This window comes from Streptomyces sp. NPDC031064, assembly GCF_055570965.1.
Map to the genome: position 1 here is coordinate 749,993 of NZ_JBVIGF010000001.1, position 20,767 is coordinate 770,759.

Here is a 20,767-nt window from a genome sequence, read left to right on the forward strand (position 1 = left end):
CTTTCCTCCGGGTTGTACCCCCCCCCCTTTTCCCCCCCCCCCCCCCCCCCCCTCTTCCCCCCCCCCCCCCCCCCTGGGGCCGGGGTCGCCGGTGGGGTCAGGTGGTCAGCAGGCGGTTGAAGAACGACCGGTACTGGCGCAGCGCCTTGCGGAGGTCCTCGGTGTCGACCTCCTCGCCGCGGTTCCACTGACCCTCCAGCTCCTTCTTGTGGTCGGCGAACGTCGAGGCCAGTTGCCGCATGACGTCCGCGACGAGCGCGTCGGCCTTGTGCACGGCCTCACGCGGGTCGTCGACGAACTGGGTCTGGATCTCCTGCCAGCGGTTCCGGAAGCCCTCCTCGTCCCCCTCGGCCAGGAGCTGCGGTGTCTCGTCCTCGCTCGGGACGGCCACGTCCGGGGTCGGGGACGGTTCCGCCCCGCCCTCCCCGGCCGGCTCGGCCGGCTCGGCGGTGCTTTCGAGCGGGTAGGCGGGGGCGTCCGGCGGCCCCTCGGTGGCTTCGCCCGCGCCGCCCGGCTGGGCGATGTCCTCGGTGGACAGGCCACTCTCGCCGGGTCCTGGTATGTCCTCGCGTTGCATCTCTCCTCCTCCGCTGAGTTCCCCTGGGGCTCGCCGGGTCAGGCCGGGGCCCGGTGGGACTGCCCCCCGTCGGACAGCAGCTCGTCGAAGAGGGCGCGGTAATGCACCATGGCCCCGCGCAACTGCTCGGTCGTGGCCTGGTGCTTCATGCTCAGCCTGTTGACCTCGTGCGCGGCCCGGTAGTGCTCGACCGTGCGGCCGTGCTCGACCGAGAGGTCCTTCAGCCGCTGCTCCAGGCCCTCGGTCGGGTAGCCGCGCTCCCTCATCAGGGAGGTCACCAGGAGGTCCGCGTCCTGCACGGCGTCCTCGGGACGGTCCACGAACTCGCCCTGGACGTCGGCCCAGTTGCGGCTGTAGCGGTCCCGGACGTCCCCCGGCAGCGGCTTGATGTCCAGCTCGTCGTGGCGTTTCTCGCGGGCGTTCAGATCGCGCTCGGCGGCGAGCCGGCTTCCGGTGTCCTCGACCGTCCGGTCGTACTCGGGTCCGAAGCGCTCGCGCAGGCGCCGGCTGCGGAAGCCGAGGAAGGCCACCACCGCCAGGGCGGCCAGGATCAGCGCGACGGGAATGACGATTGCCAGGAGGGTTCCTGTCGACATGGGACCGACCCCCTCACTCATGTCCGATTTGCCCCATTCAGGGTATCGCCGACGCCCCGCCGCCGAAACGACCCGAGGCGGGCACCGCTAAGACGAAACGATTGTCATTAGCCGCTACGGCTAAGGTGTCGCTCCATGAACCGAGCCGCCCCCGTGCGGGAGCGCCCGCCCGGCGCGATACCGCCGTCCGTCACCGTCACCGGAGCCGTATCGCTGCTGCTGATCGGCGCCCTCGCGCTGCCCGTGCTGAACCACCCCGGCTTCCGGGCGTGGCAGACCGTCTGCGTGGCGCTCACCGTGCAGGCGCTGCCCTTCCTGCTCTTCGGCACCATCGTCTCGGGCGCCGTCAACGCCTTCGTCCCGGCCCGGGTCTTCAGCAGGGCGCTCCCCCGCAACCCCGCACTCGCCGTGCCCGTCGCCGGTGCGGCCGGAGTGGTGCTGCCGGGGTGCGAGTGCGCCTCCGTGCCGGTCGCGGGGAGCCTGATCCGGCGTGGGGTCACCCCGGCGGCGGCGTTCGCGTTCCTGCTCTCCGCGCCCGCGGTCAACCCCGTCGTCCTCGTGTCGACGGCCGTCGCCTTCCCCGGCCAGCCGGGCATGGTCGCCGCCCGGCTCGTCGCCTCCCTGGCCACGGCGGCGACCATGGGCTGGCTGTGGCTGAAGTGGGGCCGGTCCGAGTGGCTGAGGATGCCGGCGCGGCACACCGGCCACCGGGCCGGGCACAGCCGCTGGGAAGAGTTCCGGGTGGGCTTCCAGCACGACTTCCTGCACGCGGGCGGCTTCCTCGTCGTCGGCGCGATGGCGGCGGCCACCTTCAACGTGCTCGTACCGCGCTCCGTGCTGGACGTCTTCGCCGGCTCCCCCTGGCTGTCGGTGCTGTTCCTCGCCGCGCTCGCGATCGTCCTCGCCGTGTGCTCGGAGGCCGACGCCTTCGTCGCCGCGTCGCTCACCGGCTTCTCCCCCACCGCACGGCTGACCTTCATGGTGGTGGGCCCCATGGTCGACGTGAAGCTGATCGCCCTTCAGGCCGGGACGTTCGGACGGGCCTTCGCGGTGCGCTTCTCGGCGGCGACCGCCGTGGTGGCCGTGGCGTGCGCCTGCCTGACCGGGTGGTGGCTCCTGTGAGACGGCACATCCAGGCGGCCCTGCTGCTGCTCACCGGCTCCGCCGTGCTGCACATCTCGCTGCTGAGCCAGGTCTACCTGCGGTACGTGAAGGAGAGCCTGCGGCCCTTCCTGATCGCGTCCGCCGTGCTGCTGCTCGTGCTGGGCGTCGTCAGCGCCGTACGCGACGGGCTGCCGTTCGCGGCCCGCCGCGAGACGGACGCGGAGGTGGACGACGAGCACGGGCACGGGCAAGGACAGGGGCACGGGCACGGGCATGACGGCGGGCCGCGTGTCGCCTGGGTGCTCTTCCTGCCCGTCCTGGCCCTGCTGCTGTACGCCCCACCCGCGCTCGGCTCCTACACGGCGGCGCGCGAGACGGACAACGTCATCGCCCCGGTGTCGGAGTTCGAACCGTTGCCGGCCGCCGACCCCGCCCCGCTCGCCCTGTCCGGGTTCATCGCGCGGGTCCAGCAGGACCGCGACCGGAGCCTGGCCGGCCGCACGGTCCTGATGACCGGGTTCGTCACGCCCGCCAAGGACGGCACCGGCACCTGGTACCTCACCCGGCTCGTGGTGAGCTGCTGCGCGGCCGACTCCCGGTCGCTGCGCGTCCGCGTCCACGGCAGGCCGGCGCCCCCCGCCGACACCTGGGTGACCGTGACCGGCACCTGGCACCCCGGTGGCGGCGGCGAGCTCGGCACGGCGGCCGCCGCGGTGGCGCTGGACGCCCGGACCGTGGAGCGGGTGCCCGAGCCGGTCGACCCGTACCAGGACACCGCGCCCCCGCCGCCCTGACGGTCAGCCGCGGCGGGCCGTGTGCACCGTGCGGGCGGTCAGCGTGAACAGGTCCGGCCGCTGGTGCAGGCCCAGCGGGTCCTCCGGGTCCAGCAGCCGGTCCAGCGTGGCCCGGTCCTCCGGCGCGAGCCGCTCGCCGAGCGCGTCACGGGTCCGGGTGAAGGTCGTCACGATCTGCTCCCGTACGGCGTCGGTGACCGGGGCCGGCAGGTCGTGCAGGAACGAGCGCGTACCGCTCGGCACCAGGCCCGCGTCCGCCAGGAGGGCCCGCCAGTCGTCGATGTCCTCCTTGGCGCCGGGCAGACCCGCCCGCATCTCGGCGAACCAGTCGGCGTGCACCGCGTCGATCCTGGCCTCCAGGCCCGGGCGCCCGATGCCGAAGCTGTGCGGCAGGCGCCGCGTCGGCAGCCCGCCCTCGACGACCGCCAGCAGCCCGCCGGGACGCAAGCGCCCGGCCAGCTCGGCGAGCGCGCCGCGCTGGTCACCCAGGTGGTGCAGCGAGTCGGCCGCCCAGATCAGGTCGGCGCCGCCCAGCCCGGCGATGCCGTCCGGGAGTTCGGCCTGGTGCGTGGTGACCCGCTCGCCGAGCGACGCGGCACGGGCGCGCTGCCGGGTGCGCTCCAGCAGCTCGGGCGTGCCGTCGACGGCGACGACCTCCGCGTACGGGAACGCCTCGGCGAGCAGGCACGACAGCACGCCCGGCCCGCTGCCGACGTCGAGGACCCTGCGCACGCCCGCGACCGGTGCCAGCTCGCCGAGCCAGGCCGCCGCCTGCCGGTACAGCGGGCTCTGGAGCTCCGCCCCGTGCTCCAGCAGCGGGAGCATCTCGCTCCAGTCCATGTGGGTGTCGTCGTGGTCGTGGTGGCCTTGGTGGTGGTGTTGGCTCATGCCGACAGGGTGGCGGCGGGGGTGCGGTTACGGCGAGCTCTGTTGCCGCTTCCGCAACGCCGGCGGCGGTACGCGGGGCGCGGCGGCGTACCGCTCGGCCAGCAGCCGGGCCGTTTCGGCGATCCGGGTGCGCAGCTCCGGCGGGGCGAGGACCTCCACGTCCGCGCCGAGTGCCAGGAACTGGTCGTGGGCGTGGTCCGGCGACTCGACGGGCACCCGGGCGCGCGTCCAGCCGTCCGGTTCGCGGGTGCCCGCCGTGGCGGCGGCCCGGGCGGCGGGGCCCGTGAGCCGGGTGAGGCCGCGCGGCGAGAGGCGGACGAGGGCCTCGTCCCGGTACAGCCGGGCGTGGAAGTCGCGCTGGTACGCCTGCCAGTACGCGGCCAGTCCGAAGTCGTCCGGTACGTCGAACGCCTCCTCCGTGACGGTGAGTTCCAGGATCCGGTCGACGCGGTAGGTGCGCGGCCCGGAGCCGCCCGGGCGCGCCGCCACGACGTACCACCGGCCCGCCTTCAGGACGAGCCCGTACGGCTCCAGGCGCCGTTCGACGTCGGTCGGCTCGGTCCAGCGGCGGTAGCGGACGTCGAGGGCCCGGCCGCGCCACACCGCGTCGGCGACGGCGGGCAGGAACGGCACGTCGTCGTCCTGCGTGTACCAGCCGGGCGCGTCCAGGTGGAACCTGCGGCTCATCCGGTCGGCCTGCTCCCGCAGCGCGGGCGGCAGGGCGGCGCGCAGCTTGAGCCGGGCGCCCGCGACGGCGGGGCCGAGCCCCAGCTCGGCGGCCGGGCCCGGCAGGGCGGTGAGGAACAGCGCCTCGGCCTCCCCGGCGGACAGGCCGGTCAGCCGGGTGCGGAAGCCGGCGAGCAGCTCGTAGCCGCCGCGGTGCCCGGCGTCCCCGTAGAGCGGGATGCCCGCCGTGTGCAGCGCCTCGACGTCCCGGTAGACGGTGCGGACCGAGACCTCCAGCTCGGCGGCGAGCTGGGCGGCGGTCATGCGGCCCCTGGTCTGGAGGAGGAGCAGGATCGACAGGAGCCGGCTGGACTTCACTGACACAGGGTGTCAGTGGACCGCCCATACCGTCCAGCCATGTCTTTCGCAGAGAAACTCCTGTTCACGGCGGCCCCGGTGGAGGTGGCCGGCCGTCGCGTCAAGCGCTACGAGGTCACCGCCGACCCGTCGGGCATCGCCCCGGACGTGGCGGAGGCGGCGTACGCGCTCCTGCCCGGCCTGCTGCCGGAGCCGGACGCCACCACTCCCCCGGCGTCGTTCACCGTGCTGCACCGGGGCGGTGACGACGGCGCCTACCTCAACGCCTATAGCTGGGTGTGGGACAACGTCCTGCACTGTTCCATCGCCGTGGCGGGCCAGCCGTCGCTGGGCTGCCCGGACCGGGACCCCACGCATTTCGTACGCCTGGAGAGGCCGTGGATCGGCTGCGTCTGGGAGCTGCCGCCGCTCGCGCACGAACGGGACGCGTGGGTACGGCACATGCTCGCGCCCGACCGCCCCGACCTCGACGCGTACGTGGCCGACGTGCTGCGTTCGCCCCGGACGGGAGGCACGCGCGCGTGAAGGACTTCGACTTCCTCGCCGGCCGCTGGAACGTCCACAACCGACGGCTCACCGACTTCCTCGACCCCGGCAGCGGGTGGGAGGAGTTCGACGGCCACACCACGGGTCACCTCTTCTGGGACGGCGCCGCTCACGTGGACGAGATCGTCTTCCCTTCGAAGGGTTTCCGCGGCCTCACCACGCGCCTGTACGAGCCGGGTACCGGTGAGTGGACGCTGAACTGGGCCAACAGCCGTACGGGCCGCCTGGAGCCGCCCGTACGCGGCCGCTTCGGCGCGGACGGTACGGGGCGGTTCCACGGCGACGACCACCACGCGGGGCGGGCCGTGCGGGTCCGCTTCCTGTGGTCGGACATCACGGCGGCCGGCGCGCGGTGGGAACAGGCCTTCTCGGTGGACGGCGGGGGAACCTGGGTGACGAACTGGGTGATGACCTTCACGCGCGCGTAGCGCGTCAGTGCGCGCCGTGGGAGGGCGCGATCTCCTCGACGCGGGCGGCCAGGGAGAAGTCCTTCTCCGTGATGGCGCCGCCCGCGTCGTGGGTGTTCACGGTGAGGTTGACCGTGTTGTAGCCGAGGGTGAGGTCGGAGTGGTGGTTGAGCTCCTCCTGGATCTGGGCGACGTGGACGACCATGGCGGTCGCGGCGAAGTGCGTGCCCAGGCGGTAGGTGCGGGCGATCCGGTCGCCCTCCTGGGACCAGCCGGGAAGTTCCCGCAGCCGGTCCTCGATCTCCTTCTGCGACAGCGGCTCCGTGGGCATGTCCGGGCTCCCTCCGGGTCGGTGCGGACGATGTCGGCGTGACCGTGACCTTACGGTCCGACGGCGGCCCTCCGTGGTCAACACGTGGGTTACCGTCTGCGGTATGACAACTGTCGCGTCCGGTACCGGAGTAGGGCCGCTGCTGCGCGGCTGGCGTGAGCGGCGACGGCTGAGCCAGCTCGAGCTGGCCCTGCGCGCCGACTCGTCGGCGCGTCATGTGTCCTTCATCGAGACGGGCCGGTCCCGTCCGAGCGAGGAGATGATCCTGCGCCTCGCCGAGCACCTGGACGTGCCGGTGCGGGAGCGCAACGCCCTGCTGCTGGCGGCGGGTTACGCCCCCCGGTACGCCGAGACGTCCCTGGACGACCCGTCGCTGGACACGCTGCGGGCGGGCATCGATCAGCTCCTCGCCGGGTACGACCCGTATCCGGCGCTCGTGGTGGACGGCTCGTACACGGTGGTGGCCGCCAACCAGGGCATCGCGCGGCTGCTGGACGGGCTGCCCGAGCACCTGCTGACGCCGCCGCTGAACGCCATGCGGATCACGCTGCACCCGGAGGGCCTGGCGCCGCGCATCCGGAACCTGCGCGAGTGGCGCGGGCACCTGCTGGCCCAGATGGAGCGGCAGATCGCGCTGGCGCGCTCGGAGCCGCTGCGCCGGGTGTACGAGGAGGTCGCGGCGTACCCGCTGCCGGAGTCGGCGGACGCCTGCCCGGAGGACCGGGAGGACCCCCATCCGTACCCGTACTTCGCGCTGCCGCTGCGGATCGAGCACGACGGGCACCTGCTGTCGTTCGTGTCGTCGATCTCGACGTTCAACACGCCGATGGACGTGACGGTCGCCGAGCTGGCCATCGAGACGCTCCTCCCGGCCGACCCGGCGACGGTCAAGTACCTCCGGTCGCTCTAGCGCCCCACCGCCCGGAGGGCGGAGAACTGGAGGGCGGCGAACCCGGCCACGGTCGCAGCCTGCATCGGGATCCACAGCGTTCCGGCGGTGGTGGGCGACAGCCAGGCGACGAGCGCCACGACACTGAGCACGGCCCAGAGCAGGTTGGCGTCCACCACCAGCTTGACCGGCGTGGCGGGGGGCTGCGGCCGGGAGGCGAGGTAGCCGACCCCGGCGGCGAACGCGGTGAGGAAGAGGCCGAGTCCGAGCAGGAGCGCCGCGTCGACGCCGAGGAGCCGCCCGAGAGGGGCGGAGGCGAGGGCGTACGCCAGCCCGTTGGCCCCGGTGACGACGGCGTCGAGGGCGAGGAAGCGGCGCAGCATGGTCTGCGGCTCGGTGGTGCGGGAGATGCCGGCGAGCAGGGCCTGGGACATGGCGGTCAGCCTCCGTCGAAGTCGTAGGGGCCCGGAGCCCGGCCGGAGTGCGAGACCGCCCGGGTTCCGGTACCGAGAACGATGCCGGGCGGCGGGGAGGGGGTCGATTACCGCTGGGGTAATGCGGGTGGCGGTGGGCGGTCCGTGAGGGCCGGGGTTGCGGAACCGGTCCGTTCTCCTGGGCGTCCCCCCAGTCACCACGTCTCAGGGAGCGTCTCAGGGAGCGGGAAGTGAATTCGGACAGCATTGCCGCGTGGTCGGGGCTCGCCGGAAACGTCATCGCCGTGACGGTGGCCGTTCTGAGCCTACGCAAGGCCGAGCGTGCCCTGGTCCAGTCCGAACGCCAGTCGGCACGCAGCCTCCAGAGGGCGGACGCGGCCCTGACACAGGCCCAGGTGATCGCGGAACGCACGCTGGACGCGCACTACCGGATCGACGGGGCACAGTCGGCCATCGCCTGGCGCGACCAGGTCATCGCGCTGCACGACCGGGGCCTGACACCTGCCCAGATCCGGCACATCATGCTGCTGGAGGACGGAGGCGCGGGGTACGAAGCCAGCAATGGCCGGATCGACGACATCGTGCGGAACCTGCCGCGGGCCTGACCGGGGCCCGGCCGGAGGCCGGCGGTGGTCTACGGTCGGCTCATGATCAGCTCCCGGACGCTGCGCTCGGTCCAGTGACCCGCCGCGCCCGGGCAGGAGGCGAGGTAGGCGGCGACGGTGTCCGCGTCCCAGGCGCCCGCCGCGAGGAGGCCGGCGGCGAGGTAGCGGAGGTAGTCGGCGGAGGGGGCGTTCCAGTCGACGTCGTGCATGCGCCAGGGGGCCGTGAAGGTGAGCATGGGCAGCCCGTCGAGGGTGCCGGGGCGGACCAGCGTCTCGTAGCGGCCGTCGCCGAGCACGGCCCTGCCGTCGCGGAGGACGCCCGTCAGGTCGAGGTCGGTGTCCGGGCCGGGCTCGCGGTACATCTCCTGGGCGGCGATGTCGGAGAACTGCTCGGCGGTGACGCGGTGCGCCCGCGCCAGGACGCGGCCCTCGGCGTGCGGGTCGTAGAACGCCCGGCCGCCGGTCCACACCGGGGACTCGGTGGCGAAGTAGAGGGCGCCCGCCAGCTCCACCGGCACGGAGGCGGTCGGCAGGCGGGGGTTGCGGCAGCCGGGGTAGGCGCGGGCCCCGCCCGGGGGCGTACCGCCGACGATGTAGTGGGCCAGGCGGTCGATGTGGGTGTTGGAGCCGTAGGACGTGTACCAGACCTCGGTCGTCATGCGCCGAACGTAGCGGGCGTGGCGCGTGAAGCTGCGCTGTTGACCCGCTTAAGAAAACCTCGATGGACGCGGCGGGCGCGGGTCGGCAGATTGGTGCGCGTTCACGATCTCCACCCGAACCTTCCCGCCTGGAGCCGCACCCATGAAGGCACTCGTCAAGCAGAAGGCCGAGCCCGGCCTCTGGCTCATGGACGTCCCCGAGCCCGAGACCGGGCCCGGTGACGTGCTGATCCGGGTGCTGCGCACCGGTATCTGCGGGACGGACCTGCACATCCGCTCCTGGGACGGCTGGGCGCGGCAGGCGGTGTCGACGCCGCTGGTGCTGGGGCACGAGTTCGTCGGCGAGGTGGCGCACGTCGGCGCCGACGTCACCGACATCGCGGTGGGCGACCTGGTCAGCGGCGAGGGCCACCTGGTGTGCGGCAAGTGCCGCAACTGCCTGGCGGGCCGCCGCCACCTGTGCCGGGCCACGGTCGGGCTGGGCGTCGGGCGGGACGGGGCGTTCGCCGAGTACGTGGCGCTGCCCGCGTCGAACGTGTGGGTGCACCGGACGAAGGTCGACCTGGACGTGGCCGCGATCTTCGACCCGTTCGGCAACGCGGTGCACACCGCGCTGTCCTTCCCGCTCGTCGGCGAGGACGTGCTGATCACCGGGGCGGGCCCGATCGGGATCATGGCGGCGGCGGTCGCCCGGCACGCCGGTGCGCGCAATGTGGTGATCACCGATGTGAGCGAGTCCCGGCTGGAGCTGGCCCGCAAGGTGGGCGCCACGCTCGCCGTGAACGTGGCCGAGAGCAGCATCGGCGAGGCGCAGCGGCGGCTCGGACTGCGCGAGGGCTTCGACATCGGCCTCGAGATGTCCGGGCGGCCCGAGGCCATGCGTGACATGGTCGCCAACATGACGCACGGCGGCCGGATCGCGATGCTGGGCCTGCCCGCCGAGGAGTTCGCCGTCGACTGGTCGAAGATCGTCACCTCGATGATCACGGTCAAGGGCATCTACGGCCGCGAGATGTTCGAGACGTGGTACGCGATGACCGTCCTGCTGGAGGGCGGTCTCGACCTCAGCCCGGTGATCACCGGCAGCTACGGCTACCGGGACTTCGACGCCGCCTTCGACGAGGCGGCCACCGCCCGCAGCGGCAAGATCATCCTCGACTGGACCGTCTGACCCTTTTCCTTAGGAGCCCTCTGATGTACGCGTCCGTCCGCGACGAGCTGCGCGCCACCCTCGACGAGATCCGCGACGCCGGTCTCTACAAGCCCGAGCGGGTCATCGGCACCCCGCAGAGCGCGAAGGTGTCCGTCCCCTCCGGCGAGGTGCTGAACTTCTGCGCCAACAACTACCTCGGCCTCGCCGACCACCCCGAGGTCATCGCCGCCGCCAAGGAGGCGCTGGACCGCTGGGGCTACGGCATGGCGTCCGTGCGCTTCATCTGCGGTACGCAGGACGTCCACAAGGAGCTGGAGCGGCGGCTGTCGGCGTTCCTCGGGCAGGAGGACACCATCCTGTACTCCTCCTGCTTCGACGCCAACGGCGGCGTCTTCGAGACCCTGCTCGGCCCCGAGGACGCGGTGATCTCCGACGCCCTCAACCACGCCTCCATCATCGACGGCATCCGGCTGTCCAAGGCGCGCCGCCACCGGTACGCCAACCGCGACATGGCCGACCTGGAGAAGCAGCTCAAGGAGACGCAGGACGCGCGGCGGCGCCTCATCGTCACCGACGGCGTGTTCTCGATGGACGGGTACGTGGCGCCGCTGCCGGAGATCTGCGACCTCGCCGACCGGTACGACGCCATGGTCATGGTCGACGACTCGCACGCCGTCGGGTTCGTCGGCCCCGGCGGGCGCGGCACGCCGGAGCTGCACGGCGTGATGGACCGCGTCGACATCATCACCGGCACGCTCGGCAAGGCGCTCGGCGGCGCGTCCGGCGGGTACGTGGCGGCGCGTGCGGAGATCGTCGCGCTGCTGCGCCAGCGTTCGCGCCCGTACCTCTTCTCCAACTCGCTCGCCCCGGTGATCGCGGCCGCGTCCCTGAAGGTCCTCGACCTGCTGGAGTCGGCCGGTGACCTGCGCGAGAAGCTGGAGGCCAACACCAAGCTGTTCCGTACGGCGATGACGGAGGCGGGCTTCGAGATCCTGCCCGGCGACCACGCGATCGCGCCCGTGATGATCGGCGACGCGGCGGAGGCGGCCCGGATGGCGGAGCTGCTGCTGGAGCGCGGCGTGTACGTGATCGGCTTCTCGTACCCGGTGGTGCCGATGGGCCAGGCGCGCATCCGGGTGCAGTTGTCGGCGGCGCACTCGACTGCGGACGTGGAGCGGGCCGTGGCGGCGTTCGTCGACGCCAGGTCCGCGATGGCCGGCTGACGACTGAGGGACAATGGCCGGGTGATCGACCCTCGGCGACTGCGCGTCCTGCGGGCCGCGGCGGACCACCGTACGGTGACCGCCGCGGCCGCGGCGCTGTACCTGACCCCGTCCGCCGTCTCGCAGCAGCTCGCCGCGCTGGAGCAGGAGACGGGGCACGTGCTGCTGACCCGCAGCGGCAAGGGCGTACGGCTCACGGCGGCCGGTGAGATCCTGCTGGAGCACGCCAACGAGGTGCTGGCGCAGTTGGAGCGGGCGGAGGCGGAGCTCGCGGCGTACGCGGGCGGCACGGCGGGCGAGGTGACGGTCGCCGCGTTCGCGACCGGGATCGCCGAGGTGCTCGCGCCCGCGATCGGGCGGCTCGCCGGGACGCACCCCGGCATCCGGGTGCGCGTGCGGGACGCGGAGGGCGACGAGTCGCTGCCGCTGGTCCTGGACGGCGAGGCGGACGTGGCGGTCGCGGTGGAGTACCGGGGCGCGCCGCGCGAGGGCGACCGGCGCCTGGCGCGCGTACCGCTGTACGCCGAGCCGTTCGACGCGGTGCTGCACGCGGGGCATCCGCTCGGGCAGGAACCGGAGGTCGCGCTGGCCTCGCTCGCGGACGCCGACTGGATCGCCCCCTACCCCGGCAACCCGTGCCACGACATGGTGCTCCTCGCCTGCGAGCTGGCCGGGTTCGACCCGCGGGTGGTCCACTCCTCGGACGACTTCCGCGCGGTGGTCGCCCTGGCGGGCGCGGGCGCGGGGGTGACGCTGGTGCCGCGCTCGGCCCTGCGGGGCATCGAGCTGAAGGACGTGGTGGTCCGGCCGGTCGCGGGTCCGGCGGCGTTCCGGCGCGTGTTCGCGGCGGTGCGGCGCGGGGCCGAGGACCACCCGCTGATCCGGCCGGTGCTGGACGCGCTGGCGGGGGCGGCGCGGGGAGTGTCGACACGGGAGCTGTGACGGGAGCCCCGCGGGTGACCGCGGCGGGGCCGCCGCACCGGTTGGGGTGCGGCGGCCGTCCGCTGTGCCGGGGCCGGTGGGAGACGGTTCAGGCGGGCAGCTTGGGCTGCATCGCCGCCGAGACGTTGTCGAATATGCCCCAGTAGCCTTCGACCCAACTGCTGTCCGGCAGGCCGGTCGCGGTGTTCACGTGGGTGAACGCCTCGACGCCGACCCATCCCTGGAACCGTCCGGAGTCGTCGATGACCTGGAGCATGGGGCGCGGGTGGGAGTTGTCCTCGTAGCACGGCCGGCCCTGGGCCAGGGACTGGCACCAGTACTCCTCGGTGTTCCGGCGTCCGCCGCCGATCTCCGCGATGTAGCGCACCCGGTCCTTGTCCGTGCCCGCGCAGCTCGTGTTGGGCTGGAGCCAGCCCATGCACGGGCTGCCGGCGCACAGCCTCCACGGATTGGCGGGGTCGCCGAACGTCCAGGCTCCGCCGGAACCTTCGCGGCCCACGATGCCGACGCGGGTCGCCGGGTCGGAGGACGACGCCTTGGCCACGACGAACGCGCCCTTGTAGGGCTGGGCGTTGTAGCGCGGATCGGTGACGAGCTGGTTCATGGCGGCCCGGCTCTCGCGGCCCAGCGACGCGTTGCTGCCGTAACCGATGCCGAAGTTGGCGGTGTAGTCGGAGAACTCGCCGGCGGCCGGGATCTCGACGTTGTTGCCGTAGGCACCGTAGAAGGTGGGACTGGTGATGCGGGCCGCCGCTCCGGCGGCCAGGCCGGTCTCCACGTTCCAGTACTCCGTGAGGGAGCGTGCGAGCGGGGTGCCGGCGGCGTCCTTGGACCAGGTGACGACGAGTCGGCCGTCGGGCGCGTACCCGAAGGTGCCCTGGAAGCCGCCTGTCGGGGAGCCGGCGAATCCCTCGACCGTGCGGACGGCGCACGTGGGGACGTTGCCGCCGCAGTCGGCGGTCACGGCGTTCACCCGCATCGGCTGGTCCCGCTGCGCCCAGTTCCAGTAGCTGGTGCTCACCGTGCCGTCGGCGTTGAAGGTGTAGTACCCCAGGCGCACCCAGTTGCGGTAGTTGTTGCGTGAGGCGACGTCCATGTGGCCCACGGACACGACCCAGTTCGTCTTGCCTCCGGGCAGAGGCGGAGCGGCCTGCGCGGGCGCCGCGGTCACCACCACCGTCGCGAGCAGGGCGAACACCGCGAGGACGGCTCCGGTCGCCCTCCTCATGGCTCTTCTCAGCGTGTGATTCAACAGAACTCCCCTTGCAGGTCGTGTACTTCCATGCGATACGCCGACGGCACCGATCAACGAGCCGGGACGATATCACCAAGGACCACGGATAGTCTGCCTGTTGACTGAGTTCACACATCATGCTGTCATGGGGCGTCGCCCGCCCGTTTCCCCATGTGCGCGTCCACGACCCGCGCGACGCGAAGCGGGTGGTCCTGGACCACCCGCTCGCCGTGGAAGTCGCCCGGCGGCTACTGCTCGGCGTCCTCGGGGGGCCGGGGGGCGGCGTCCGGGTGCGGGGTGTCAGCGGGGGGTGCCGGGTCCGGGTCGGCGCTGCGGGTGGCTTCGGCGCGGATGAGGGCGTTGAGGGCCGCGAAGGGGTCGACGGGCATGGTGGTGCTCCCTGTTCGTTTACGTGGTCGGACTGCGGTGAGCTGCGGGGCGTACCGCTCAGCAGCGCAGGACCACGCACCGGACGGTGCGGAGCGCCGGGATGACCGGGAGGAGGGACGGCGCGGCGGGAAGGGCCGCCGTCGTCAGGAGCCGGTGCGGGCGGGGCGGGCGGGGACGGACGGCGCGCCGGTGGCGGCCTGCGCGGTGCGGAGCGGCGGTCTCCGCCTCCGTCAGGTCCGGGTCGGGCGCGGCGGAGGCGGCCGGGCGCGGCTCGGTGCCCGTGGCCGGTCCCGTCCCGGCCGTGACGCCCAGCAGGGCGGCCAGCACGAGGAGGGTGACCAGCACGGCCCGGCGTGCGGCGACGGTGAGCCCGGTCATGCTGGTCATGGGCGTTCCTTTGCCCGTGACCGGACGTGTTGTGCCATTCCGGCGCGAGAACCGCTCGTTCAGCGGAGCCTGAACACCGGGCCCCGCGCGGTGAACGGCAGCGACGCGCCGTGCGGGATCAGGTAGGCGTGCTCGCGGCGGACGCGCAGCACGTCGCAGTACCCGTCCGTGATGATCAGGACGGGCGCCGTGGCCGGGAAGTCACCGGCGCGCTGGAGGAGGTCCACGCCCGGCTGGAGGACCGTGCCGCCACGGCCCCGGACCCGGACCCGCCCGGCGATCTCCGTCGGTGGCAGGTACCCGGCGTCGTGCGGGGCCGCGTCGCAGAACACCACGCGCGCCGCCGGGACGTCGCGGGCCTCGGCGTACGAGGCGATGGCGCCGAGCGCCTTGCCGAGCAGCCGGCGGTCCATGGAGCCCGACGTGTCGAGGACGACGCCGAAGGTGCACCGGGCGACCTCCTCGGGCGGGAAGTACCGTCCGGCGCGCGGGATGTCGCGCGTGGACGCCTGGCGGCGGGCCGGCCGGGCGTAGCTGCGCACCGGCTCGGGGCGGGGCACGAACTCGTCGAACCAGCGGGCCAGTCGGGCGTCCCAGGGCACCGGCGGGTGCGCCAGCGCCCGGATCTCCTCGACGAGCCCGGCGGGCAGCAGTCCGCGCTCCCCGCTCACGTGCAGGTCGAAACCCTGGACCAGGCCGCGCCGGTAGAACTCGTCGAGATCCACGTAGTCGTGGGGCCGCCCGCCGAGCGGCTCGCCGAGGATGTCGCCGGTGCCCTTGCCGCGCAGGGTGGCCAGGCGCCGCGTCCGTCGGGCGTCGGTGACGATCCGGTCGTACACCTCCTCCGCCGACAGGCCCTTGAGGTCGGGGTCGTGGAGCAGCCCCTCGGGCATGGTGCCGACGCCCATCTCGACGAGCCAGCCGTTGATGACGTAGTCGGCGGCGACGTTGAACAGGTACGGGTCGCGGGCACCGCGCCGGTCGCCGTGGCGCAGCGCGGCGTGCAGCATCTCGTGGGCGAGGACGAAGCGCCACTGCTCGTCGTCGTACCGGCGCAGCGGGTTGAGGTAGATCTCGCCGAGCGTGGCGTCGACGGCGGCGATGGAGATGCCGTGCGCGCGGGCGAGTTCGGCGTCGGCGACCAGGGTCATGCCGGCCGCGATGCCGCCGAGGAGCGGGTACGAGGAGATGAACCAGCTCAGCGCCCGGTCCCAGGGCTGCTTGGGCCGGACCTCGCCGGTGAGGGAGTCGCGCCGGCCGCCCGCGACGTCCATCGCGGCGGAGACGGTACGGGTCAGGGCGTGCGCGAAGGCGAGCTGCCAGTCGGGCGGGGTGTGCCAGGTCGCCCACGGGACGAGGAGCTGGTCGGGCTCGTCGCCCGCCGTCCCGCAGTGCGCGTACGGGGCGGGGATGCCGCTCTTGCGCCAGCGGTCGGCGAGCCGCTCCTCCTCGCCGTCGGGGTAGGTCGTGGGCACCTCCTCGGGTGCGCGGCCGACGTGGAGGGTGAGCAGGAAGCGGTTGACGACGGCGCAGCGGGCGGCGAGGTCGTAGCGGTCGGGCTGTTCGCGCCGGTGGGCCCGGTCGGCGGGCACGTGGCCGAAGCCGAGGTGGATGAGGCAGTGGGCGAGCGCCCAGGCCCAGTCGGCGGGTTCGGCGCGGCGGTCGGGGTGGACGTGGATCCGGCCGTTGGAGTCGATGGCGGCCAGCCCGTGGCGCGGGGTGCTCTCGCAGTCTCGGCTGCGGCAGACGCCGGCCTCCAGCGCGGCGAGGGCGGGATGGCGCTTGACGAGGGCGAGTCCGGCGAGGAAGGCCTCGGCGGCGGGGTCGCTTCGGGACTTCTTCGCGGCCGGCGTGCGGGTCACCGGCGGGCCTCGACCAGCCGCGGCAGGTCGCGCGCCGCCTCGACCAGGAACCAGGCGGGCAGCACGGGCTGTCCGTCGGCGTCGTCGGCGATGACGGTCTGGGCGACCTCGACGGAGATCTCGGCGAGCTGGACGAGCAGCGACTTGGCGCGGTGCGCGGCCTGCCGCACCGCGGGCGGGACGCGGTCCTTGGTGGCGGGCAGCTCCTTGATGAGCCGGCCTCGGAACGCGTCGGCGAGGTAGTAGAGCAGGTCGCGGTCCTCGACGCGGTGCGGCCAGGAGGCGTCGCCCTTGATGATGGCGTCGATGCCGTACGCGTGCCGCACGATCTTGGCGTACCCGCAGAAGGAGACGGCGTGGGAGGGCGTGAGGGTGCCGTGCGCCAGGATCTTCAGCGTCTCCTCGTCGAGCGTGGGCCCGAAGGAGTGCAGCGCGTCGGAGAGCATGTGCCAGGAGCGGGGCGTGGAGAACGGCTCCTCGGTCTTGGGCGGCTGGGACCAGAGGTGGTCGGGGCGGTCGGTGAGGTAGTCGGTGACCCAGGGGTGGATGCCGTGCTCGCCCGCCCACACCAGCCAGTCCGTGGCGGAGGCGCGCAGGTGGACGTGGGTGAGGCGGTTGACGAGCGCGGAGGCGATGGGGCGGGCGAGGGCGTTGTCGGTGGCGCGGTTGCCGGCGCCGATGACGATGGACCCGGCGGGCAGTTCGTAGCTGCCGATGCGCCGGTCGAGGATGAGGGAGTAGAACGCCTTCTGCACGTCGGGGGTGGCGGCGTTCAGCTCGTCGAGGAAGAGGCAGTACGGCTCGTCGCGGGCGATGGCCTCGGGCGGGCAGAACACGGACTTGCCGTCGCGGATTCGCGGTACGCCGATGAGGTCCTCGGGCGCGAGCTGGGTGCCGAGCAGGCTCACGCATTCGAGCCCGAGGGACTCGGCGAAGTTCCGTACGAGCGACGACTTCCCGATGCCGGGCGCGCCCCAGAGGAACACGGGGCGTACGGTCGCGAGGCCGAGCAGCAGCTCGGGGATACGGGCGGGCGTGACGGTGACGGCGGCCTGCAAGCGGGCTCACTCCTGACATCTGTTCGATGCCCGAACGGGCGGGCCAGCCCAGTGTGTGCGCGTCGCGCCGTGCGGCGCAGCCGAATATTCGGGCGGCGGTTCGCCGGCCGTTGTGGGCAGTCGTCCCGCGGGAGGCTACGCGCGGCGGGCCGACATCCAGGCGTAGACCAGGACGCCCGCGAAGAGGAACAGCACGCCCTGGTAGACCGCCGCGTAGCCGGAACCGGCGACGAGCCACATGGAGAAGGCGAAGGCGACCAGCGCGAGGACGGCGTCGCGGACGAGGCGGGGGCGGTGGACCCGGTCCGACCGGCCGGAGGCGAGGAAGTAGATCTGCGCGGCGGTCGACAGGAGGTAGGGCACCGTGGCGGTGAAGGTGGTGACCAGGACGAGGATCTCGAAGACGCCCTCGGAGCCGGCCGTGTAGTTGTAGACGGTCAGCAGGGAGGCGAGGACGACGGTGACGAGGACGCCGTACGTGGGGACGCCGCGCCGCTTGTGGGTGAACACCTTCGGGAAGAGGCCGTCCTTGGCCGCCGCGTAGGGGGTCTGGGCGCTCAGCAGGGTCCAGCCGTTGAGGGCGCCGACCATGGAGACGAGGGCCATGCAGGCGACGGCGGTGCCGCCCCAGGTGCCGCCGAACATGGTGTTGACGGCGGCGGAGAAGGGCGCGCTGGACTCGACGAGCCGGTCGTGGGCGACCAGGCCGAAGACGGAGAGGGTGCCCAGCAGGTAGATGGCGGCGGCGCCGAGCGTGCCGAGGATGGTGGCGCGGCCGACATTGCGCCGGGGGTCGCGGACCTCGCCGGCGCTGACGGCCGCCGACTCCACGCCCAGGTAGCTGAAGAGCAGGATGGCGGCGGAGGCGGAGACCGCGCCGATGGCGCCGGAGTCGCTCGCCTGGAAGGGGCCGAGGTTGGCCGGGTCGAAGAAGAACAGGCCGCCGACGGCCACCAGCAGCAGCGGTACGAACTTCAGGACCGTGGCGACGAGTTGGACGGCGCCGACGTACCGCGTGCCGGCGAGGTTGGCGAGGGCGGGCAGCCACTGGAGGGCCAGGGCCGCCGCGATGGTCGCCGCCTTGGACTCGTGGACCGGGACGAGGACGTCGAGGTAGCCGACGGCCGCGACGGCGAGCGCGGCGTTGGAGACCCAGGTGGTGATCCAGTACGACCAGGCGGCGAGGAACCCGGCGAAGTCGCCGAAGGCCTCACGGGCGTAGACGTAGGGGCCGCCGGTGAGGGGGTGCCGCTGGGCGAGGCGGCCGAAGACGAGCGCGAGGGCGATGGCGCCGGCGGTGAGGACGGCGAAGGCGACGAGGCTGATGGTGCCGTAGGGGGCGACGGAGGCGGGGAGGAGGAAGATCCCGCCGCCGATGATGTTGCCCATGACCAGGGCGGTGGCGATGGGCAGTCCGAAGCTGCGGGCGTGCTTGGACCGCTCGTCGGGGGTGGGGTCGGTGATCATGGGGGGTGGTGCGCCTTTCGCCGTACAAACCCGAACATGTTCGGGTACGGAGAACGCTGCACCAAATCAGTGGTGTTTGTCCGGCACGATGGGGTCGGCAACCGGAAATGCTTCTTCCGGTTGGGGGCGTGACGGGGATTCCTCCAGTGGCACCTGCGGGCCCCCGGCCTCGCGCAGCCAGCGCCGCAGCACCCGGTGGACCTCTTCGGCGCCCGTCAGGCGGCTGCCGTCGGCCACCGGCGCGGACAGGGTGCGCGGGGACAGCAGGAACGCCTCCGACTGCTCGCCACCGAGTCCGCCGTGCGAGCCGATCTGTTCCTCGAAGGCGTGCACGGTGCCGGTCTCCGGGTCGTACATGGAGTTGACCATGATGTCGGCGACGTGCGGGAAGGAGTCGGTGCGCCGGACGGCGTCGGCGGCGCCCGGGCCGTAGGGGGCGAGCGGGCCGTCGTCGGTGAGGTCGTCCACGGGGATCTCCCGCCCGGCGGGACCCAGCACCACCGAGCCGTGCTCCTCGCTGCGGACGAGCACGAAACCGATGCCCGGGTGGCCCGCGAGCGTGCGCAGCAGGGCGGGGTGACGGCGGTCGATCTCCTCGCGGGACATCCGGTGGGTCACGTCCGGGAAGGAGATCAGGCCCAGGTTGCCGGAGGCCAGCACGATCGGGTCGGAGGTGCGGGCCGGGCGCTCCTCGCGGCCCTCCTCGACCGGCAGGTGCACCGCGCTGCGCAGCGCGCCCCGCGCCTCGGCGCCGCTCGGGGTGTGCTGGGCGCGGCGCGGTACGGGCAGCCCGCAGCCGGCCCGGACCAGGTCGCGCAGCGTCAGCCCGTACGCGGACTCGAAGGTCTCGCCGGGGCTCTGGCCGTGGTCGGAGAGGAGCACGATGCGGTAGGGGCGGGGGGCGTGCTCGGCGACCTTGGCGATCAGGGCGATGGACCGGTCGAGCCGTTCGAGGACCTTGCGCGCGTCGCGGCTGTGCGGCCCCGAGTGGTGGGCCACCTCGTCGTAGGCGACGAGGTCGGCGTAGACGGCGGTGCGGCCGGCGAGCAGGTCGCCCATGACGGCGGCGACGACCACGTCCCGCTCGACGACGGTGGCGAAGGCGCGGATGAAGGGGTACAGCCCGCCCCGGCCGACCCTGGGGGTGTCCTTCCTGAGGCGGGACCGGGTGGACTGGCCGATCTCCCGGCACACTTCGGCGACGAAGGAGATGGCGGTGCGGACGGCGTTGGCGGGGTCGCGGAAGTAGGCGAAGTACCCGGCGCGGGAGCGGTTGCGCCGGCCCCGGCGGGCCGAGACCGACAGCACGAGGGCGAGCTGGTCGGCGCCGCCGCTGAAGAGGTTGCCGCGGCTGGCGCCGTCCAGGGTGAGCAGCCCGCCGTCACCGGTGCGCGTCATCGCGCGGCGCTGGAGTTCGACGGCGCTGGCGGGCCGGTTGCTGACCATGAGCCGGCCGGTGTCCTTCTCGTACCAGCGGAAGGCGGGCACGTCGTGGTTGGTGCCGTGCAGGATGGCGAGCTGGCTGGCGCCGGTCTGGCTGGACCAGTCGGTGCGCCAGGGCGTGAGGCGGTGGGTGGAGCCCAGCCAGGCGGCGACGGTCGGCATGACCCCCGCGGCGACGGCGTCGCGCAGCACCCGGTGCCCGACGCCGTCGAGCTGGAGGAACACCGTGCCGGGCGGGCTGTCGGGGCCTATGCCGGGCCGGCCGGACCGGCGGCGGCCGGCGAGGCGGTAGAGGCGGCGGCGGTAGGCGTTGTCGTCGCGGACGGCGAGGGCGGTGGAGGTGGCGGACGCGACGGCCGACATCACGGCGGCCACCACGACGGCGTTCTCGGGGTCGGCCTCGCCGCGCCCGTCGGGGATCAGCCAGAGCGCGACGAGCAGCAGGGAGCCGTTGAGGAAGAAGGCGAGGAGTCCGAGGACCAGGGCGGGCACGAGCAGCAGGGCGCGGACGGCCAGCGGCCACACCAGGGCGCTCAGCAGGCCGAACACCCCGGCGCCCCAGGCGGCGGTGACGGCGGTACGGGTGATGCTGTCGCCGTCGTCGGACTGGAGCTGGAAGTCGGGCAGGAGGCCGGCGAGCGCGAGCATGGTGAGGGTGGACACCGCCCACACCACGACGACCCGCAGCAGGGCGCCCCCCGCCGTACGCCAGCGTCCCTCGGCCACGCCGCTCG

Annotated in this window: 23 protein-coding genes; 9 read left to right on the plus strand and 14 right to left on the minus strand. The window is 73.3% G+C overall.

What is annotated here, in order from left to right:
• Positions 1-97: 97 nt before the first annotated feature.
• Both ACZ46W_RS03080 and ACZ46W_RS03085 read right to left on the minus strand, forming a co-directional pair.
• Positions 98-577 (minus strand): hypothetical protein, encoded by a 480-nt coding sequence (locus ACZ46W_RS03080; RefSeq protein ID WP_468330382.1) that lies wholly within the window; start codon positions 575-577, stop codon positions 98-100.
• 38 nt (positions 578-615) lie between these two features.
• Positions 616-1,173 carry a hypothetical protein gene (locus ACZ46W_RS03085; RefSeq protein WP_468330385.1) on the minus strand — a complete coding sequence of 186 codons (558 nt, stop codon included), beginning with the start codon at positions 1,171-1,173 and terminating at the stop codon, positions 616-618.
• A 135-nt stretch (positions 1,174-1,308) separates the two neighbouring features.
• Here ACZ46W_RS03085 and ACZ46W_RS03090 point away from each other — a divergent pair, with 135 nt between their 5' ends.
• Both ACZ46W_RS03090 and ACZ46W_RS03095 read left to right on the plus strand, forming a co-directional pair.
• The gene (locus tag ACZ46W_RS03090) at positions 1,309-2,295 is read left to right on the plus strand and encodes a permease (protein WP_468330388.1); all 987 of its coding nucleotides are present in this window, start codon (positions 1,309-1,311) and stop codon (positions 2,293-2,295) included.
• Positions 2,292-3,071, plus strand: a complete 780-nt coding sequence (locus tag ACZ46W_RS03095) for a TIGR03943 family putative permease subunit (protein ID WP_468330391.1) — start codon at positions 2,292-2,294, stop codon at positions 3,069-3,071. The genes ACZ46W_RS03090 and ACZ46W_RS03095 overlap by 4 nt, the downstream gene beginning before the upstream one ends.
• A gap of 3 nt (positions 3,072-3,074) precedes the next feature.
• Here the strand turns inward: ACZ46W_RS03095 and ACZ46W_RS03100 are convergent, their stop codons facing one another.
• On the minus strand, positions 3,075-3,959 hold the full coding sequence (locus tag ACZ46W_RS03100; RefSeq protein WP_468330394.1) for a class I SAM-dependent methyltransferase: 885 nt from the start codon (positions 3,957-3,959) through the stop codon (positions 3,075-3,077).
• Between the two features lie 27 nt (positions 3,960-3,986).
• Positions 3,987-5,003, minus strand: coding sequence for a helix-turn-helix transcriptional regulator (locus tag ACZ46W_RS03105; protein ID WP_468330397.1), 1,017 nt, complete (start codon positions 5,001-5,003; stop codon positions 3,987-3,989).
• Between the two features lie 39 nt (positions 5,004-5,042).
• Between ACZ46W_RS03105 and ACZ46W_RS03110 the strand changes: the two genes are divergently transcribed.
• Positions 5,043-5,528 (plus strand): hypothetical protein, encoded by a 486-nt coding sequence (locus tag ACZ46W_RS03110; protein WP_468330400.1) that lies wholly within the window; start codon positions 5,043-5,045, stop codon positions 5,526-5,528.
• Positions 5,525-5,977, plus strand: coding sequence for a hypothetical protein (locus ACZ46W_RS03115; protein ID WP_468330403.1), 453 nt, complete (start codon positions 5,525-5,527; stop codon positions 5,975-5,977). Before ACZ46W_RS03110 ends, ACZ46W_RS03115 begins: the two co-directional genes overlap by 4 nt.
• Before the next feature lie 4 nt (positions 5,978-5,981).
• On the opposite strand, the gene ACZ46W_RS03120 is transcribed toward ACZ46W_RS03115, so the two are convergent.
• Positions 5,982-6,287 carry a 4a-hydroxytetrahydrobiopterin dehydratase gene (locus ACZ46W_RS03120; RefSeq protein ID WP_468330406.1) on the minus strand — a complete coding sequence of 102 codons (306 nt, stop codon included), beginning with the start codon at positions 6,285-6,287 and terminating at the stop codon, positions 5,982-5,984.
• Between the two features lie 103 nt (positions 6,288-6,390).
• On the opposite strand from ACZ46W_RS03120, the gene ACZ46W_RS03125 reads away from it, so the two are divergent.
• Positions 6,391-7,197 (plus strand): helix-turn-helix domain-containing protein, encoded by an 807-nt coding sequence (locus ACZ46W_RS03125; protein WP_468330409.1) that lies wholly within the window; start codon positions 6,391-6,393, stop codon positions 7,195-7,197.
• Here ACZ46W_RS03125 and ACZ46W_RS03130 read toward each other — a convergent pair.
• Complete coding sequence (locus tag ACZ46W_RS03130) at positions 7,194-7,610, minus strand: hypothetical protein (protein WP_468330412.1); 417 nt, start codon at positions 7,608-7,610, stop codon at positions 7,194-7,196. The genes ACZ46W_RS03125 and ACZ46W_RS03130 overlap by 4 nt on opposite strands.
• Before the next feature lie 230 nt (positions 7,611-7,840).
• On the opposite strand from ACZ46W_RS03130, the gene ACZ46W_RS03135 reads away from it, so the two are divergent.
• Entirely contained in the window at positions 7,841-8,215 is a 375-nt protein-coding gene (locus ACZ46W_RS03135) for a hypothetical protein (protein WP_468330415.1), read from the plus strand.
• 29 nt (positions 8,216-8,244) lie between these two features.
• Here the strand turns inward: ACZ46W_RS03135 and ACZ46W_RS03140 are convergent, their stop codons facing one another.
• Complete coding sequence (locus tag ACZ46W_RS03140) at positions 8,245-8,874, minus strand: histone deacetylase (RefSeq protein ID WP_468330418.1); 630 nt, start codon at positions 8,872-8,874, stop codon at positions 8,245-8,247.
• A 142-nt stretch (positions 8,875-9,016) separates the two neighbouring features.
• Here ACZ46W_RS03140 and tdh point away from each other — a divergent pair, with 142 nt between their 5' ends.
• From tdh to ACZ46W_RS03155, 3 genes are read left to right on the plus strand one after another with little or no spacing between them, the layout of a single operon-like run.
• Positions 9,017-10,045 (plus strand): L-threonine 3-dehydrogenase, encoded by a 1,029-nt coding sequence (gene tdh, locus ACZ46W_RS03145; protein WP_468330421.1) that lies wholly within the window; start codon positions 9,017-9,019, stop codon positions 10,043-10,045.
• Positions 10,046-10,068: 23 nt separating this feature from the next.
• A complete protein-coding gene (locus tag ACZ46W_RS03150; RefSeq protein WP_468330424.1) occupies positions 10,069-11,250 on the plus strand; it encodes a glycine C-acetyltransferase in 1,182 nt (393 codons plus the stop codon).
• A 21-nt stretch (positions 11,251-11,271) separates the two neighbouring features.
• Entirely contained in the window at positions 11,272-12,192 is a 921-nt protein-coding gene (locus ACZ46W_RS03155) for a LysR substrate-binding domain-containing protein (RefSeq protein WP_468330427.1), read from the plus strand.
• 88 nt (positions 12,193-12,280) lie between these two features.
• Here ACZ46W_RS03155 and ACZ46W_RS03160 read toward each other — a convergent pair whose 3' ends face one another.
• The 7 genes from ACZ46W_RS03160 to ACZ46W_RS03190 form a co-directional block, all read right to left on the minus strand.
• On the minus strand, positions 12,281-13,420 hold the full coding sequence (locus tag ACZ46W_RS03160; RefSeq protein WP_468330430.1) for a hypothetical protein: 1,140 nt from the start codon (positions 13,418-13,420) through the stop codon (positions 12,281-12,283).
• A 254-nt stretch (positions 13,421-13,674) separates the two neighbouring features.
• On the minus strand, positions 13,675-13,815 hold the full coding sequence (locus ACZ46W_RS03165; protein ID WP_468330433.1) for a hypothetical protein: 141 nt from the start codon (positions 13,813-13,815) through the stop codon (positions 13,675-13,677).
• A gap of 58 nt (positions 13,816-13,873) precedes the next feature.
• Positions 13,874-14,203, minus strand: a complete 330-nt coding sequence (locus tag ACZ46W_RS03170; protein ID WP_468330436.1) for a hypothetical protein — start codon at positions 14,201-14,203, stop codon at positions 13,874-13,876.
• Positions 14,204-14,262: 59 nt separating this feature from the next.
• The gene (locus ACZ46W_RS03175) at positions 14,263-16,065 is read right to left on the minus strand and encodes a vWA domain-containing protein (RefSeq protein ID WP_468330439.1); all 1,803 of its coding nucleotides are present in this window, start codon (positions 16,063-16,065) and stop codon (positions 14,263-14,265) included.
• Positions 16,062-17,123 carry an ATP-binding protein gene (locus tag ACZ46W_RS03180; RefSeq protein WP_468330442.1) on the minus strand — a complete coding sequence of 354 codons (1,062 nt, stop codon included), beginning with the start codon at positions 17,121-17,123 and terminating at the stop codon, positions 16,062-16,064. The genes ACZ46W_RS03175 and ACZ46W_RS03180 overlap by 4 nt, the downstream gene beginning before the upstream one ends.
• 135 nt (positions 17,124-17,258) lie before the next feature.
• A complete protein-coding gene (locus ACZ46W_RS03185; protein WP_468330445.1) occupies positions 17,259-18,590 on the minus strand; it encodes an amino acid permease in 1,332 nt (443 codons plus the stop codon).
• Positions 18,591-18,656: 66 nt separating this feature from the next.
• Positions 18,657-20,759, minus strand: coding sequence for a phage holin family protein (locus tag ACZ46W_RS03190; RefSeq protein WP_468330448.1), 2,103 nt, complete (start codon positions 20,757-20,759; stop codon positions 18,657-18,659).
• Between the last annotated feature and the right edge of the window lie 8 nt (positions 20,760-20,767).